The sequence below is a fragment of the Pseudoalteromonas sp. HL-AS2 genome, from assembly GCF_031198805.1.
Taxonomy (GTDB): Bacteria; Pseudomonadota; Gammaproteobacteria; order Enterobacterales; family Alteromonadaceae; genus Pseudoalteromonas; species Pseudoalteromonas nigrifaciens.
Genome location: NZ_CP133571.1, coordinates 1288925 through 1305408, shown reverse-complemented (window position 1 = coordinate 1305408; position 16484 = coordinate 1288925). Strand labels below are relative to the sequence as shown.

The window sequence follows — 16484 nt, the reverse complement described above, 5'->3', positions numbered from 1 at the left end:
TCCGGTTAAATTAGTGTTTACGCGCTTGCATCAAATCGATGAAGTGATCAAATAATGGGGCGGCATCGTGCGGGCCTGGGCTTGCTTCAGGGTGACCTTGGAAGCTAAACGCTGGCTTATCTGTACGATGAATACCTTGCAAAGTACCGTCAAATAACGATGTGTGCGTAGCACGCAGGTTATCAGGTAGCGTAGTTTCATCGGCAGCAAAACCATGGTTTTGTGCGGTGATCATCACTACATCACGTTCTAAATCTTTAACTGGGTGGTTGGCACCATGATGGCCAAACTTCATTTTGACTGTTTTAGCACCTGAGGCAAGCGCTAATAATTGATGGCCTAAACAAATACCAAAAATAGGGATTTCGGTTTCTAAAAGGGTTTTAATTGCATCAATGGCATAAGTACACGGTGCTGGATCGCCCGGGCCATTAGATAAAAAGATACCATCAGGGTTTAATGCTAGTACGTCAGCGGCAGAGGTTTGCGCTGGTACTACAGTCAATTTACAACCACGATCTACAAGCATACGTAAAATATTACGCTTAACACCGAAGTCGTAGGCAACAACATGAAACTTTTCATCAGCCGCGTTTAAGGTTTTAAAACCTTCGCCTAATGTCCAGCTTGATTCGCGCCACTCAAACATTTCCTTGGTTGAGACTACTTTTGCTAAATCCATACCTTTTAAGCCTGGGAAGGCTTGCGCGGCTTGAAGCGCTTTGTTTTCGTCTAATTCGTCACCGGCTATAATACACCCGTTTTGAGCGCCTTTATCACGCAAAATACGCGTTAGTTTTCTGGTGTCGATGTCCGCAATACCTAAAATATTACGTTGTTTTAAGTAATCATCTAACGATTGCTCGCTACGAAAATTACTTGCTAGCAGTGGCAAATCACGGATCACTAGGCCTTTGGCCCATATTTGATTCGCTTCTTCGTCTTCGCTATTAGTACCCGTATTACCTATATGTGGGTACGTCAAAGTTACGATTTGTTCCGCGTATGATGGGTCAGTCAAAATTTCTTGATAACCAGTCATAGACGTATTGAATACTACTTCACCTACTGACATGCCGTCAGCGCCGATTGCAGTACCGCGAAACACTGTGCCGTCTTCTAGGACTAACAGAGCGGATTTAGTCAAATTAACCTCCTAACAGTAAAAAACGAGGCTAAGCAAAATGCTTAACGCCCCGCCAATACCCAGGCGATTGTTAAAGCGAGTTTTTGTGGATAAAGTTATTTTATAAACAGTGTTAAATGACGCCGATAACGAGCTTTAAACCTTAATCATTTTTTCTTGCCTTAAAACGACTTTATTCCCACTGAACCCTGCTTTTTTCAAGCCACTTGGGTATAATTGGAAACACGCGATTATTAATTTTTGGCAAATTGGCTGCATTTTACATTAAGTTTTCTTTTAGATCTAACGCTATTTAGTAAATTATAATAAATAACTGCTTGTACCTTTATTCAGACCCAAACAGCCGAAAGAACAAGTTAACTACTTCAAATCTAGCACATCTTGCATATCATAAAGTCCTGCGGGTTTATTTATTAACCAGCCTGCAGCTCTTATAGCCCCTAATGCAAAGGTCATTCTTGAGCTTGCTTTATGGGTTAATTCGAGTCTTTCGCCCATTGTTGCGAAGTATGCGGTGTGTTCACCTACTATGTCGCCGCCTCTGAGCACCGAGTAACCAATTTCATTTTGCGACTTAGCCTGCTCAACTTTGCTGCGGTCGTATACGGCAACTTTGTCGTGATCCCAGCCTTTTGCATCTGCAATGGCTTCGCCAATGGCCAGCGCAGTACCCGACGGCGCATCTATTTTATGGCGATGATGCGCTTCAAAAATTTCAATATCCATATCATCGCCAAACTTTGTAGCGGCTGTTTGCACTAAATTAAGTAATACATTTACCCCCACACTATAATTGCGCGCAAATACGATAGGAATATGGTTTGCAGCCTCGTGTAGCAATGTCATATCGGCTTCGTTTAGCCCGGTGGTACCAATTACCATAGGGACACCTTGCTTAACCGCTGTTTGTAAATGTGTGCGCATGCCGGCTGGCAAAGTAAAATCAATTAATACATCAACATTCGTAATATTAGCTTCATCGCTAAAGGTTACTGTTTTATCTGCAGCACTGTTGAGTTGATTAACATTAATGCCTAATAACGGTGAACTACTGCGCACATAAGCGGCTGCAAGTTCACTATGCTCTTTTGTACTTGCTGCTTCTAATAAGGCTGAGCCCATTCTGCCGTTGGCACCAAAAACACCGATTTTATTTTTTGTCATTACCTTACCTAATATTTTAATTTGCAGCACCTTGTGGCTCGCGCGAAGATACTATTGGTCAATTAACACTATTTACTAGGCTAGATATTACCTAAATAGCATGTAATAGTCAGGTCACAGTTTTAATTTAAGTAATAATACCAGTTTACTTTAGCCGTCTATACATTTAAACTTCTTTTCAGCGTCGATTTGGTCTTTGGCTTGCGGGCGCAGTGGTCTCCTAGTTTAAGTACAGTGGAGGATTCGCTAAACACAGCTAAAAGAGGAGTTTTTGGCTGTGATCTTTTTTCAATAATACGAGGAATATGATGCAGCCATCATTTAACAAAAATAAAGCAATACTTTCTTTGCTTCCCCTACTTACCTTTGTAGCGATATTTTTAGGCTCAGGCTTATATTTACAATCACAAGGGGTTGATTACGCTTTTTATCAATTACCTGCACCTGTTGCTATTTTACCCGCCATTATTCTGGCTTTCATTTTAAATAAAACCTCAATAAACCAAAGCGTCGAAACCTTTATTAAAGGCGTAGGTAATAACAACATAATTACCATGTGTTTAATTTACTTATTAGCGGGTGCGTTTTCTGCTGTTGCCGGTGCCACAGGTGGCGTTGATGCGGTTGTTAACGCTGGTTTGTCAATTATTCCACCTTCTTTATTGCTCCCTGGATTATTTTTAATTGCCGCCGTAATTTCCACCGCCATGGGTACTTCAATGGGAACTATTGGTGCCATTGGCCCTATAGCGTATGCAGTGTCGGTTAAAACCGGCATAGATCCAGCACTCATGGCCGGTACTATAGTATCGGGCGCGATGTTTGGTGATAACTTATCGATTATTTCAGATACCACTATTGCGGCCACCCGTACTCAGGGTTGTGAAATGAAAGATAAGTTTAAAGAAAACCTTAAAATAGCTATTCCGGCCGCCATTGTTACAATTGCGTTGTTGTTATATTTAACACCCGCTGCACAAGTTGTTGAAACCAAAGATTACGACATTTTATTAGTGTTGCCTTATGCCTTTATTTTAGTGCTTGCGGTAATGGGCTTTAACGTATTTGTAGTTTTGCTTAGCGGTATTGTTTTTGCTGCACTTATGGGCTTTACTGGTAGCTATGAAGGCGCCAGCTTTGTAAAAGATATTTATAAAGGCTTTACCGACATGCAAGAAATATTTTTGCTGTCGATGTTTATAGGTGGTCTTTCTGAGTTTATTCGCCTTAATGGTGGCCTGGATTACATAGCGCAAAAAATCCAAGCAATTACTAAAGTGATTGCTAAGTGGCATCGAAAAGTGGCTGACCAACTCGGTATAGCGGCGTTAGTAATGGCCAGCAATATGTGTATTGCTAATAATACCGTGTCTATTATTGTTACCGGCCCAATTGCTAAAAAACTTGCTGATGATGGTAATATTACTGGTAAACGCTCGGCTAGTTTGCTCGATATATTTGCCTGCGTAACGCAAGGGACACTGCCTTATGGCGCGCAAGCATTGCTACTTGGAGCTACATTTAAAATTAGCCCATGGGAAGTATCAACTTCTTCTTATTACTGTTTTATATTAGCTTTTAGTGCTATTGCGGTTATTTGTCTGCGCAGAAATAAAGCATAAATTAACGTTACTGTGTTGTAGCTTAGTGATTAAGCTGCAACACGTAATATAATAATTAACAAACCACTCCCCTTTGCTTATAATAGCGCTCCCGCGTGTCACACTAATTAGTATTATGAAACTAAAAAAATTACTTCCCGCTTTATGTTTAAGCACTTGCGCTTTATCTACCTCTGCTATTGCTGCTAACTGGAGCAGTACTGCTCTACACATTAATTATGGCGAGCAAACAAATCCATTCACAGAGCAAGAGTCAGATACCGCTGTGTATTCAATTCAGCACGCATCTGGTTATGATTACGGCGATAATTTTTTCTTTATTGATTACAGTAAAGACGACCTTGAAGACGGTTTTCAAGACCGTGATTTTTATGGCGAATGGTATTCAACCGTTAGCCTATCAGCTATTACCGGCCAACAGATTGGTTCAGGCGCGTTAATTGATGTTGGTTTAACCGCCGGTATTAACGTAGCAGGAGACGCCAAGGTAATGAAATATTTACCGGGTGTTAAATTAAGCTGGGATGTACCTGGTTTTAACTTTTTTCAGACATTGGTAACTGCCTACATTGATGACAGTGAAGGCGTAGCAAAAGGTGGTGCACCAATAGAGACTAATAGCTGGATGTTTGATGTTGCGTTTGATTACCCTTTTATGATCGGCACGCAAAAGTTTAATGTAAAGGGCCATGTTGAGTACATTGCTGAGCGTGAAAATGAATTTGGTCAAGATGTGCGTGCGTGGTTTTTAGCGCAGCCTATTATTACCTGGGATTTAGGCCATGCCCTTGAAATGAAAGAAAACACTCTGTTGCTAGGGATGGAGTGGCAATATTGGCATAACAAATTTGGCACTAATGTTACAGAATCGGTACCACAACTTCATGTTGAGTGGACTTTTTAAGCTTTAACTAGGGTCTTATATGGACTCCCTAATAGCTCTTTACTCAATAAATAAAGATTAGCACTGAATATAAAAACCCTGTAAGTAAATTACTTACAGGGTTTTTATTTGTAGTTAAACTAAATTACAGCTTACATTGTGGGTTTTTACCCTGTGCTCTTGCTGTTTTTTGCTCACCTAAAGCTTGGCTCATTTGTGCTTGCAAGTCTTTAATTCGGCTTGCTGGTGCTGGGTGAGTTGATAAAAACTCAGGTGTTGCGCCACCACCCGCTTTACTCATATTTTGCCATAAAGTAACTGACTCTTTTGGATCAAAGCCAGCTTGCGCCATTAAATCCAAGCCGATTTCGTCAGCTTCTGATTCGTGCGAACGACTAAACGGCAATACAACACCGTATTGTGCACCCAAGCCCAAACCCTGCATAATTTCGTTACGATACCCAACATTACCCATTTCAAGAGCTGCACCGCCAATTTGCATGCCGGTTTGTAGCATTGAGCTTTGCGATACACGCTCGTTCGAATGCTCTGCAATTACATGCCCTACTTCATGGCCAAGCACTGTAGCCACTTGGTCTTGGTTAGTAGCCACTTTTAGCAGCCCCGTATGCACACCAATGTAACCGCCTGGCAATGCAAACGCATTCGCTGAGTCGTCTTCAAATACCACTACTTCCCATTTTTGCGAAGCGTACTGCTTAGGTAAAACAGCCACTACTTGCTCGGCAATACAATTTACATACGCGTTAGTTTGTGGATTTTTATTGATTGGCTGATTTTTTTTCATCTCAGCAAAACTGGCTGTGCCCATTTCACTCATTTGTTGATCAGAATAAAGCGCAATTTGGGTGCGCCCTGTTGGTGATGTTTTACAGCCAGCCAGCACTGCAGTAGCTAATATAGCTATCACGAGTTTTTTCATTATATTCCCTCAAATCATATTTTTTGTTAGCGCTAGAATAGCAAATACCACCGCAGTTTAAAATAATTGCTTTTTAGCAAGTAACAATAAAATTTTGTTGTTTATTTAACCTGAACTCTGGTTAAGAGATTTACTAACGTATTGAATCATAGTTATATTTAATTTTATTTTCTCTAGCCAGAGATTTTCAGTGAAAATAAGGCAAATTTACGCGTCAATAGCTGGCCTATTGCAAGTAAATTCAACGCAGTTAGCGCTGAAAATAGCTGCTCGAGATAGGTTTATTATCCGGATCTCAGGTTATTTACCCATTACAATTAACTTAGCAGGCAAACTAAGTTTATCCAATCAGCATGCCCTGTTACACTATACATCCTGTTTAGTAATGATTGAGTTTATACATGCCTGCATCGGCTTCGTCTTTTAACACCCGTATTTTATTGCCTTTACTAGCTAGTATTGTGGCAATTACGCCTTTAGCTATTGATATGTATTTACCGGCAATGTTAGTTATTGCGGGCGACTTACAAACCAGTATGCCTAACGTACAAATATCGTTAAGTATTTATTTAGCGGGCTATGCATTAGGGATGTTATTTTTTGGCCCTATTGCCGATCAAATTGGTCGCCGTAAATTGGCTAAAATTGGCTTAACTTTATTTGGTATAACGTCATTAGCACTTGCCTTTACTACCGATATATATTCATTTTGGGTCTTGCGTACCGTACAGGCATTTACCGGTGCAGCGGCAACCGTGGTAGTTCCTGGGATAATTAGGCATATTTACCAAAAAAACACCGCCAAAGGTATGTCTTATGTATCGATGATTATGATGGTAGCGCCATTACTTGCACCTTCAATTGGTTCGCTTATTTTAGGGTTTTCTGCTTGGTCTACCATCTTTTTAATTTTAGCGGCCTACAGCTTTATTATTTTAGCTTTTGTGCATGTGTATTTAATCGACATTCCTATTTTTAAAAATGACCTTAAAGGGCTGCCATTATTTTTTAATAGTTATAAAATAATACTGAGTAACAAAGATGCACGTGCCGACATTTTAAGCTCTATGTTTGTCTCGTTTGGATTTTTTTGTTTTTTAACCTCAGTACCGTTTGTATATTTAGACTTATTTAAAGTATCAGAGCAGTTATTTGGCATTTTGTTTGCATTTAACGTTATAGCACTCATGTTTGGGAATTTTTTAAATACTCGTATTGTGCCGCGAATTGGCTCTCGTAAAATGCTCTACTACGGATTAATATTTGGCTTACTTTCGGGCGCTGCGTTACTTACTTTTAGTATTATGCAGCTGTCGCTTTACTTTATTGTTGGTGCTATTGCACCACTTATGATGAGCTTAGGCATAATAGCCAGTAATGCTGACTCACTTATTTTAATGAAGTTTGAAGCAAATACAGGCACAGCAACCGCAGTTATTGGTACGTTACGCTTTGGTAGCGGTGCTTTGGTCGGCCCCCTATTAGCTATACTACATGCTAAAAGTGCCGTGCCTTTTTCAAGCTTGATGTTTGGTGCTGTAATACTAACTGTTTTAGTGCAATTGGTTCACTATTTAAATAGCAAAAAAAATGCCTCAAATTGAGGCATTTTTTAAATCATTAATAACAACTTAAGCGTCAGCTGCTTTAGATACCATAACCATAGCTGGGCGCAATAAACGTCCGTTTAAGGTGTAGCCTTTTTGCATTACCGCTAATACTGTATTTGGCGATACATCGTTGCTTGGCTGAATTGACATAGCTTGATGAAACTCTGGATTAAACTGCTCACCCTGTGGGTTAACAATTTCAACGCCAAATTTTGCAACAGCATCGTTAAAGCTTTTTACCGTCATGCTAATACCTTCTAGCACAGGTTTTAGCGTTTCGTTTTCTTTATCAGAAAACTCAATTGCGCGCTCTAAGTTATCAATAACCGGGAGTAATTCGTTAGCAAACTTCTCTAGTGCAAATTTATGTGCTTTTTCTACATCTTGTGCTGCACGACGACGCATGTTTTCAACATCAGCAGCGGCGCGAACTACACCGTCTTTTTGATCTGCTATTGTTTGCTTTGCTACTTCAAGCTCTGCATATAACATTGCAATTTCGGCTTCAGGGCTTTGCTCTTGCTCTGCGTGTTCTTCTGCTGCTTGTACAGCGGCTTCAACATCAGCTTCCATTTTTGCTAGGTCTTCGTTTAATTCTACTTCTTGTTCTGGGTTTTGTCTCTGCTCAGACATAAATATGTGCTCCAATTCTTTACAACTGCGGTAATTATGGGGATTGAATTAAAAGATTCAAGAGTTAGATGTCTCAATTAATTTAAATTCTTGGATTATTTTTTCGATTGGCGCTGATTTTGGACAAATTACACAAAAACGACTCTGATATTCTTGATTTTGAAAGTACGGCAAGCTAATCACAATCAATTCGTTACACTCTGAAAAAGGTAGGTTTTCAGTATTAAGTACCGACACCCCATTTTTAAATACTAGCTTGTCTTCGACAAAATTTAAAAAAGACACCCCAATGTTTAGGCTTTGCTCGCAATCTATTTGTTTATACAAATAGTTTTCACCAACCACAATACTATTATCAGAGCCAAGCTTTTGGCTTAGTTCACGCGTCCATTGGTTGAGTGAATCATGACAGTTACGCGGCGCAGTATTAGCCATTGCCTGCATACGGTACAAGCCTTCTATTAAGGTTTGTTGGCTAAATACCGTATTTAACCACGTGGCAAACTGATAACGCACAGTATCACTTGCGTCATCGGGCTTATTAATACAAATGTTATGACTTTGCCCTGCTCTGTCTATTAATAAGATTAACCAATCCGTGGAATCAAAATCGAGCACTTCCACTCTAAATACTTGTTGCGAGCGTACCTGTGGCAAACCAACACAACAACACACCTGATAACGCTGACTTAAACCATGCGCTAATTCAACTAATTGTGTTTGCGCAGGTTGCCAGTAATTAGCTATGTCGGCGAGTGCAAAAAATTCCTCAAACCAATAATCAAATCCGTAGTCTGTTGGCACGCGCCCCGCTGATGTGTGGGGTGAGTAGAGCAAGCCCACTTTCTCTAAACGTGCCATGGCATTACGTACTGTAGCTGAGCAAACTGCCATACCTTTTAGCTTGGCAATTTTTGTTGATGGCACAGGTAAACCTTCACCATTACAATACGTGCTCATTACAGCCGCAAAAATTTGTTGATCTCGTGGGTTTAGTTTCATGGTTACTGCATCTTGTCTCATGTGCTTTATATCGGGGCAGAGCTTCTTAATTTCAAGTCATTAGCTACACGGCACGTAAATTAATGAGCTGCAAGATTAATTCATTGCAGTATTGCTAACGATCTGTATTTTCAAACACTTCTGTTTTAGGTTACTCTACAAATATTAAAACTTGCTGTGTATTTATTATGGATTCTCCTTTTCGCACTATCGGCCTTATTGGTAAACCAAATCATCCAGATGCGGCGGCAACCTTGCAGCGCCTGCATACATTTTTACTTGCGCTTGGTTTTACAGTTATTGTAGAAAAACGCACAGGAAGCCAACTTATTGATATACCAAAAAATAAGTTAGTTAAACTGGTCGACTTAGGTGAACAAGCTGATTTAGCCATTGTAGTAGGTGGCGATGGCAATATGCTTGGCGCAGCGCGTGTATTAGCACGCTTTGATATAGCCGTTATAGGTGTAAACCGAGGCAACCTTGGGTTTTTAACCGATTTAAACCCCGAGGGTTTCGAAGCCAGTTTAGAGCAGGTACTCAGCGGTGAGTATGTTGAAGAAAAGCGCTTCTTACTCGAAGTAGAAGTGTATCGTCATAACGAACTTAAAAGTGCAAACTCGGCTGTAAACGAAGCCGTTTTACATGCCGACAAAGTAGCGCATATGATTGAGTTTGAAGCCTTTATAAATAACGACTTTGTGTTTTCTCAGCGCTCTGATGGACTTATTGTATCTACCCCTACCGGCTCAACTGCTTATTCACTATCGGGGGGCGGCCCTATTCTTACTCCTGAGCTTAACGCAATAGCGCTAGTGCCTATGTTTCCACATACTTTATCGAGCCGACCTCTGGTAGTTGATGCCGATAACGAAGTACGCTTAAAACTAAGCCTTGAGAACACCGATAGTTTGCAAGTTAGCTGCGACAGCCATGTGGTACTCGCCGTTTTACCTGGTGATGAGGTAGTCATTAAAAAAGCCGATAAAAAGCTGCGCCTTATTCATCCTAAAAATTACTCTTATTACAACGTATTACGCCAAAAGCTCAATTGGGGCAGTCGTTTATACTAATTTTATTGCTAAGTATCGTGCTTTAGAGCAAAATATATTTTTTATAAAATAGCTAACCAAATCAGGATTGTGCGGCAATGACTTATATTGTTTTTTTTGCTTTATTATTATTAATTACATTATTAGCTAGTTATTTAATTGTTGAAAATAACCGTAAAAAAGCAATCGAAGCGAAAAAAAAGCTTTTTAATGCTCGAGTATCACAAGTTAATACTCGCTTAAAGCTAAAGCTCAATGAGTTACTTGACGCTAAGCTTATCCGACCCAAATACCTGCCACGTATACAAGCCATTGTAAGCAATTTTTTTGTGGTGCAAGCTCACACGGATGAAAACCTAAACCAGTTAGAAAGTACTGCCGATTTACTTATTAATATACTGTCGAACGAGTTAATTAAAACTTATCAAAGCAATGTTTCTCAAAATTTAGTCGATAATATCCAGTACTTTGTAGCGGAACTTCCCTTGCAAGGTATTTTATATAACAAGACTTTTTATCAAACTATTTTACCCGCCCTTATTGTTAATATTAAAACAGAAGACATAGAACAACTCGCTGATAATATTAATAATGCTGACGAAACAAGCGAAACTAATAGCCATTCTAAAATTATTCAAGATGAAGAAATTGCGTAAGTCATAAAAATTTAATTTGCAAAAAACCAAAACACTGTATAAATTAACAGTCAATTGACTGGATGGATAAACAGTATGTTAATTGGTTTAGAAATTAAAAATTTCGCAATTGTAAGTAATTTAAGTACAGAGTGGCAAAACGGCATGACCGCAATTACCGGTGAAACGGGTGCGGGTAAGTCGATTGCTATTGATGCCCTTTCGCTATGTTTAGGCGAGCGCGCCGAAGCCTCAGCTGTGCGCCCAAACACAGATAAAGCGGAAGTATGCGCGCAATTTGATTTAAGTAATTTACCCCTCGCTCATGCTTTTTTAGAACAAAATATGTTGAGTAACGCCGATAACGAATGTTTATTGCGCCGCGTGGTGTGTAAAAATGGCCGCAGCAAAAGCTACATTAATGGCAGCGCTGTAACAGCAGCGCAACTAAAAGAGCTTGGCCAGTATTTAATTTCGATTCATGGCCAACATGCCCACCAACACTTGTTAAAAGCCGAGCATCAACTGCAGCTACTAGATGCCTATGCCGGACATCATAATTTGGTCAGTGGCGTTAGCCAAAGCTATAAGCAATTTGCTAATTTACAAAAAGAATTTAAACACTTACAACAACAACAGCAGCAGCAAGCTGCGCAAAAACAACTATTAGAATACCAAGTAGCAGAACTTAACGAGTTTGCCCTACAAGAAGGTGAGTTTGAACAAATAGAAGCTGAGCATTACAAGTTAAGTAATAGCCAAACGATTTTAGAAACGTGTCAGCGTGAGTTACAGCATTTATACGAAAGTGATGAGCAAAATGCTTGTTCGTTATTGCAACACAGCGCGCAACAGTTTTCTGAGCTGGCACAATATGACGAAACATTAGCAAGTGTAGCTACATTGCTTGCAGAGGCCGCAGTACAAGTAGAAGAAGCTAGCCGAGAAGTGCGCAGTTACACTGAGCAGGCCGATTTAGATCCTGCTCGCTTGGTGGAGGTAGAAAACAGATTAAGCGGCGCTATGGATTTAGCGCGTAAACACCATATTAAACCACAGGCATTGGTTGAGTTTCATCAAGCTATTAGTCAAGAACTCGAGTCTATTAGCAATAACAGCTCTCGCTTAGAGCAGTTAGAATCTGAAATTGAAAACACACTTAGCCATTATCAACATGCTAGTGAACAGCTAAGCCAAAGCCGCCGTGAGTATGCTAATACACTAAACCGCTTAATTAGTAACAGCATGGCAAACCTGTCAATGGAAAACGGCATATTTGAAATTGCCCTAACTCAAGAAACCGAACGCGCACCAAATAGCTTAGGCTACGACAATGTATCGTTTTTAGTATCAACTAACCCAGGACAACCATTACAACCATTAGCAAAGGTTGCATCGGGTGGTGAGCTGTCGCGTATAAGTTTAGCTATTCAGGTAATTATTGCGCAAAAAGTCACAACACCTACCCTTATTTTTGATGAAGTTGATGTGGGGATCTCCGGCCCAACGGCCTCTGCTGTTGGTAAGTTATTGCGTCAATTAGGTAAGTCTACCCAAGTGATTTGTGTTACCCATTTACCGCAAGTAGCCAGCAGTGCGCATCAACAGTTTTTTGTTGCTAAAGAAATAGCAAATGGAGAAACTTTTACCCATATGCAGCCTTTAAACAAAGATGGCAGAGTTAACGAAATAGCACGCCTATTAGGGGGTGATAATATAAGTAAAACAGCAAAAGCAAATGCTAAAGAGCTAATAATGGCACACGCTTAATATTACTTTTATACGTTTATTTTAATATGTGGTTAGTAGGGTTAAGAGTTAAGGATTAAAATGCAAAATACAGTTGCCTACTTTTGTTTAACTGCGGGCTGGTTAGTGTTAATCGTTAGCCTTGTTTTTCTAATTTTGAGTACCTTTAAACATACTCACTTTAAGCAGATTTTATTGCGCTATTTAAATACAGCATTGGTATGGCAGTTATTGATCACGCTGTTTTTTATAATGAATAATACAACAGCCACTTTGAACAATTTTATTATTATTTGTGGGGTAATAATTACATTGCAATTGCTATGTAATTTAGCCTGTTATTTAGGTTTAAAACGCGCAAAAGCAAAAGGCAGACCCTCATTAGATCATTTTTCTATGGACTAAGTATTACTGTATTTTATTCAAGCAATAAATAAAGTACTTACAGTGGGGTAAAGCGTTTTAATGTGGTGCTTTGATGTTGGCTTTTAGTAGGTATTTTATTGCTGAGCTACTCAACTTTTTAAGTCTAAAAGCTAATGTTGCAGCATTTACGCACGTCTAATTTGGTTTGGCTGGTAAGTTTTTAATGATTAATTTATCGATAAGAAACGATTAATAAAAAACAATAAAACCACTATAAAAGTGGTTTTATTGTTTTAGCAAAATTTTGTATCAATACACCTTAAAAAGCGTGCTTATCGAGATATTATTCTGCGTCAGCTTCTTTATATTTAGCTGCTGTTTCAGTAATTAATGGTTGTAATTCACCACGCTGAAACATTTCGATGATAATATCACAACCACCAACTAATTCGCCATCTACCCATAACTGTGGGAATGTAGGCCAATTTGCATAAGCAGGAAGCTCAGCACGAATGTCTGGATTAAGTAAAATATCAACATATGCAAATGGTTCACCACATGACATTAACGCTTGCGATGCTTGTGAAGAAAAACCACAGTTAGGCAACTTAGGCGATCCTTTCATGAAAAGGATTATTGGGTTTTCTGAAATTTGCTGTTTAATTTTATCAATGGTTTCCATCTACAACCTCAAAATGACGATAATTTAATATACCTAAGGCCTTGAAAATAACTCAGTGAGACCATAGATCTATAACTTAAAATGGGCAAATAAAGCCGCAATTGAAATAGTCTTTAGCAATAGCATTGCTGTTTGCTAAAACTTGAGTAGAATACTCAACAATTATAGTAACACTATATTCCCGTTTGGTATAGATAACTGGCCTGTTCCAACAGGCATTACGTATTACTAAATGGACTATTAACTAAAAGAAGATGGAGATAAAAAATGGCATTTGAACTACCGTCACTACCATATGCAATTGATGCACTTGAGCCGCATATTTCAAAAGAAACTCTTGAGTTTCATCATGGTAAACATCACAACACTTATGTTGTTAAACTTAATGGTTTGATCCCAGGCACTAAGTTTGAAAACAAATCTCTTGAAGAAATCGTATGTTCATCAGACGGTGGCGTGTTTAACAACGCTGCACAAATCTGGAACCATACGTTCTACTGGAACAGTTTATCGCCAAATGGCGGTGGTGCACCGACTGGCGCGGTTGCTGATGCAATCAATGCTAAATGGGGCTCTTTTGATGCATTTAAAGAAGCATTAAACGACAAAGCAGTTAATAACTTTGGTTCTAGCTGGACTTGGTTAGTTAAACTAGCTGATGGTTCACTAGACATAGTTAACACTTCTAACGCTGCTACACCATTAACTGATGATGGTGTTACTCCAATCCTAACTGTGGATTTATGGGAACACGCTTACTACATCGATTACCGTAACGTTCGTCCAGATTACCTTAAAGGTTTTTGGTCGCTAGTTAACTGGGAATTCGCGAACGCTAACTTCGCTTAATTAGCCCTTAAAAGCTAAATTTAAAAAGACGCTGCGGCGTCTTTTTTTATGCTTGGTAAATTACCACCTCCTTGTACAAGTACCTCTTATATTAAAAAGTCAAGATCATAATTTTTAATATAAATTTTTAATTTTATTGCACAAAAATTCAAAATCGTGACTAGACTTTAAGAAGTTAAGCTATTTTTAAAGTGGGTTTTGGAGGTCTTTATGACGATTTTTGATCATTACCAAGCACGATATGAAGCTGGACAAGAAGAAGAGTACAGTATTGCTGAGTTTTTAGATATTTGTAAAACCGACAAATCTGCCTACGCAAGTGCTCCTGAGCGTCTACTAATGGCAATTGGCGAGCCACAAATGATAGACACAGCAACAGACGCACGCTTAAGTCGATTGTTTTCTAATCGTGTAGTAGCACGCTACCCTGCCTTTGCTGATTTTTATGGTATGGAAGATGCCATCGAACAAATTGTTTCTTATTTAAAACACGCCTCTCAAGGCCTAGAAGAATGTAAACAAATTCTTTATTTATTGGGTCCGGTTGGTGGTGGTAAATCATCTATTGCCGAAAAACTGAAATACTTGATGCAACAAGTACCCATTTATTCTATTAAAGGCTCCCCTGTAAACGACCACCCGCTGTCATTATTCGATCCGATTGAAGATGCTAAATTACTTGAACAAGAATACGGCATTAAACCACGCTATTTGAAAACTATTATGTCGCCTTGGGCCGGAAAACGCTTAAAAGAATTTAACGGCGACATTAGTCAATTTAAAGTGGTTAAGCGCTACCCTTCTATTTTAAATCAAATAGGGATTGCCAAAACTGAGCCTGGGGATGAAAACAACCAAGATATTTCGGCACTAGTAGGTAAAGTAGATATTCGCCAACTAGAACATTTTGCACAAAATGATCCCGATGCTTACGCCTACTCTGGATCTTTATGTTTAGCAAACCAGGGCTTAATGGAGTTTGTTGAGATGTTTAAAGCGCCTATTAAGGTACTGCATCCTCTGCTAACAGCCACCCAAGAGGGTAACTACAACGGTACTGAAGGTATTAGTGCTCTGCCCTTTAACGGCATGATACTAGCCCACTCTAACGAATCTGAGTGGCAAACTTTTAAAAACAATAAAAACAATGAGGCATTCCTAGACCGGGTATATATTGTTAAGGTTCCTTATTGCTTACGTGTTACCGAAGAAATTAAAATTTACGATAAGCTACTTCAACACAGTGAGTTGTACAACGCGCCATGCGCCCCGGGAACACTTAAAATTTTAGCGCAGTTTTCAACGCTATCACGATTAAAAGAGCCTGAAAACTCGAGCCTTTTTTCAAAAATGCGAGTGTATGACGGCGAAACCCTAAAAGACACCGACCCTAAAGCTAAATCGTATCAAGAGTATCGAGATTATGCTGGGGTTGATGAAGGTATGACAGGACTTTCTACCCGTTTTGCTTTTAAAATTTTATCGCGAGTATTTAATTTTGACACCCTAGAGGTTGCTGCGAATCCAGTACATTTATTTTATGTGTTAGAACAACAAATTGAGCGTGAGCAGTTTGCATCTGATACCGAAGAGCGTTATTTGAGCTTTTTAAAAGGCTATTTAATTCCGCAATATGTGGAGTTTATTGGTAAGGAGCTGCAAACCGCATACTTAGAGTCGTACTCTGAATACGGACAAAATATTTTTGACCGTTATGTTATTTACGCCGACTTTTGGATTCAAGATCAAGAATACCGCGACCCCGATACTGGCCAACTATTTGACCGTGATGCCCTTAATGCAGAACTTGAAAAAATAGAAAAGCCAGCGGGTATTTCTAATCCAAAAGATTTTCGTAACGAAATAGTAAACTTTGTGCTTAGGGCTCGAGCGCACCATAATGGTAAAAACCCACTGTGGACCAGCTACGAAAAATTGCGCACCGTGATCGAGAAAAAAATGTTCTCTAATACCGAAGATTTGCTACCCGTTATTTCGTTTAATACCAAAACCTCTGCCGAGGATCAGCAAAAACACGAAGACTTTGTTAATCGTATGGTCGAAAAAGGCTACACACAAAAACAAGTGCGGTTGTTATCTGAATGGTATTTACGGGTTAGAAAATCGCAATAACCTTCATATTGGTA

At 39.3% G+C, this 16484-nt stretch carries 14 protein-coding genes; 8 read left to right on the top strand and 6 right to left on the bottom strand.

What is annotated here, in order from left to right; genetic code table 11:
• Window positions 1–10 precede the first annotated feature (10 nt).
• Window positions 11–1147: a glutamine-hydrolyzing carbamoyl-phosphate synthase small subunit gene (carA, locus tag RB215_RS06250; protein WP_041454397.1), complete on the bottom strand. Its 1137-nt coding sequence runs from the start codon at window positions 1145–1147 to the stop codon at window positions 11–13.
• A 360-nt stretch (window positions 1148–1507) separates the two neighbouring features.
• Window positions 1508–2311, bottom strand: a complete 804-nt coding sequence (gene dapB, locus RB215_RS06245) for a 4-hydroxy-tetrahydrodipicolinate reductase (RefSeq protein ID WP_011327910.1) — start codon at window positions 2309–2311, stop codon at window positions 1508–1510.
• Between the two features lie 308 nt (window positions 2312–2619).
• Here dapB and RB215_RS06240 point away from each other — a divergent pair, with 308 nt between their 5' ends.
• Both RB215_RS06240 and RB215_RS06235 read left to right on the top strand, forming a co-directional pair.
• Window positions 2620–3933 carry a Na+/H+ antiporter NhaC family protein gene (locus RB215_RS06240; RefSeq protein WP_011327909.1) on the top strand — a complete coding sequence of 438 codons (1314 nt, stop codon included), beginning with the start codon at window positions 2620–2622 and terminating at the stop codon, window positions 3931–3933.
• A gap of 115 nt (window positions 3934–4048) precedes the next feature.
• Complete coding sequence (locus RB215_RS06235; RefSeq protein ID WP_086993405.1) at window positions 4049–4837, top strand: nucleoside-binding protein; 789 nt, start codon at window positions 4049–4051, stop codon at window positions 4835–4837.
• A 124-nt stretch (window positions 4838–4961) separates the two neighbouring features.
• Here the strand turns inward: RB215_RS06235 and RB215_RS06230 are convergent, their stop codons facing one another.
• The gene (locus RB215_RS06230; RefSeq protein WP_011327907.1) at window positions 4962–5759 is read right to left on the bottom strand and encodes a M48 family metallopeptidase; all 798 of its coding nucleotides are present in this window, start codon (window positions 5757–5759) and stop codon (window positions 4962–4964) included.
• 401 nt (window positions 5760–6160) lie between these two features.
• On the opposite strand from RB215_RS06230, the gene RB215_RS06225 reads away from it, so the two are divergent.
• Complete coding sequence (locus tag RB215_RS06225) at window positions 6161–7363, top strand: Bcr/CflA family efflux MFS transporter (protein WP_309217031.1); 1203 nt, start codon at window positions 6161–6163, stop codon at window positions 7361–7363.
• Between the two features lie 27 nt (window positions 7364–7390).
• Here RB215_RS06225 and grpE read toward each other — a convergent pair whose 3' ends face one another.
• Together grpE and RB215_RS06215 are read right to left on the bottom strand one after the other, a co-directional pair.
• On the bottom strand, window positions 7391–8002 hold the full coding sequence (gene grpE, locus RB215_RS06220) for a nucleotide exchange factor GrpE (RefSeq protein WP_011327905.1): 612 nt from the start codon (window positions 8000–8002) through the stop codon (window positions 7391–7393).
• A gap of 57 nt (window positions 8003–8059) precedes the next feature.
• Window positions 8060–9025 (bottom strand): HrcA family transcriptional regulator, encoded by a 966-nt coding sequence (locus RB215_RS06215; RefSeq protein ID WP_041454395.1) that lies wholly within the window; start codon window positions 9023–9025, stop codon window positions 8060–8062.
• Window positions 9026–9192: 167 nt separating this feature from the next.
• Here RB215_RS06215 and nadK point away from each other — a divergent pair, with 167 nt between their 5' ends.
• The 3 genes from nadK to recN all read left to right on the top strand — a co-directional run bounded on the left by nadK (window position 9193) and on the right by recN (window position 12461).
• Window positions 9193–10077 (top strand): NAD(+) kinase, encoded by an 885-nt coding sequence (gene nadK / locus RB215_RS06210; protein WP_011327903.1) that lies wholly within the window; start codon window positions 9193–9195, stop codon window positions 10075–10077.
• Between the two features lie 77 nt (window positions 10078–10154).
• Window positions 10155–10712 carry a hypothetical protein gene (locus RB215_RS06205; RefSeq protein ID WP_089368105.1) on the top strand — a complete coding sequence of 186 codons (558 nt, stop codon included), beginning with the start codon at window positions 10155–10157 and terminating at the stop codon, window positions 10710–10712.
• A 75-nt stretch (window positions 10713–10787) separates the two neighbouring features.
• A complete protein-coding gene (gene recN, locus RB215_RS06200; protein WP_011327901.1) occupies window positions 10788–12461 on the top strand; it encodes a DNA repair protein RecN in 1674 nt (557 codons plus the stop codon).
• Window positions 12462–13149: 688 nt separating this feature from the next.
• Here the strand turns inward: recN and RB215_RS06195 are convergent.
• Window positions 13150–13488, bottom strand: a complete 339-nt coding sequence (locus RB215_RS06195) for a Grx4 family monothiol glutaredoxin (RefSeq protein ID WP_004335359.1) — start codon at window positions 13486–13488, stop codon at window positions 13150–13152.
• 267 nt (window positions 13489–13755) lie between these two features.
• On the opposite strand from RB215_RS06195, the gene RB215_RS06190 reads away from it, so the two are divergent.
• Together RB215_RS06190 and RB215_RS06185 are read left to right on the top strand one after the other, a co-directional pair.
• Window positions 13756–14337: a superoxide dismutase gene (locus RB215_RS06190; protein ID WP_011327899.1), complete on the top strand. Its 582-nt coding sequence runs from the start codon at window positions 13756–13758 to the stop codon at window positions 14335–14337.
• Between the two features lie 210 nt (window positions 14338–14547).
• Window positions 14548–16470 carry a PrkA family serine protein kinase gene (locus RB215_RS06185; protein ID WP_011327898.1) on the top strand — a complete coding sequence of 641 codons (1923 nt, stop codon included), beginning with the start codon at window positions 14548–14550 and terminating at the stop codon, window positions 16468–16470.
• Window positions 16471–16484 lie beyond the last annotated feature (14 nt).

Coding starts and splice junctions, on each gene's coding strand:
- dapB (WP_011327910.1), bottom strand. CDS start 2,311: ATGACAAAAAATAAAATCGGTGTTTTTGGTGCCAACGGCAGAATGGGC.
- RB215_RS06240 (WP_011327909.1), top strand. CDS start 2,620: ATGCAGCCATCATTTAACAAAAATAAAGCAATACTTTCTTTGCTTCCC.
- RB215_RS06235 (WP_086993405.1), top strand. CDS start 4,049: ATGAAACTAAAAAAATTACTTCCCGCTTTATGTTTAAGCACTTGCGCT.
- RB215_RS06230 (WP_011327907.1), bottom strand. CDS start 5,759: ATGAAAAAACTCGTGATAGCTATATTAGCTACTGCAGTGCTGGCTGGC.
- RB215_RS06225 (WP_309217031.1), top strand. CDS start 6,161: ATGCCTGCATCGGCTTCGTCTTTTAACACCCGTATTTTATTGCCTTTA.
- grpE (WP_011327905.1), bottom strand. CDS start 8,002: ATGTCTGAGCAGAGACAAAACCCAGAACAAGAAGTAGAATTAAACGAA.
- RB215_RS06215 (WP_041454395.1), bottom strand. CDS start 9,025: ATGAGACAAGATGCAGTAACCATGAAACTAAACCCACGAGATCAACAA.
- nadK (WP_011327903.1), top strand. CDS start 9,193: ATGGATTCTCCTTTTCGCACTATCGGCCTTATTGGTAAACCAAATCAT.
- RB215_RS06205 (WP_089368105.1), top strand. CDS start 10,155: ATGACTTATATTGTTTTTTTTGCTTTATTATTATTAATTACATTATTA.
- recN (WP_011327901.1), top strand. CDS start 10,788: ATGTTAATTGGTTTAGAAATTAAAAATTTCGCAATTGTAAGTAATTTA.
- RB215_RS06195 (WP_004335359.1), bottom strand. CDS start 13,488: ATGGAAACCATTGATAAAATTAAACAGCAAATTTCAGAAAACCCAATA.
- RB215_RS06190 (WP_011327899.1), top strand. CDS start 13,756: ATGGCATTTGAACTACCGTCACTACCATATGCAATTGATGCACTTGAG.
- RB215_RS06185 (WP_011327898.1), top strand. CDS start 14,548: ATGACGATTTTTGATCATTACCAAGCACGATATGAAGCTGGACAAGAA.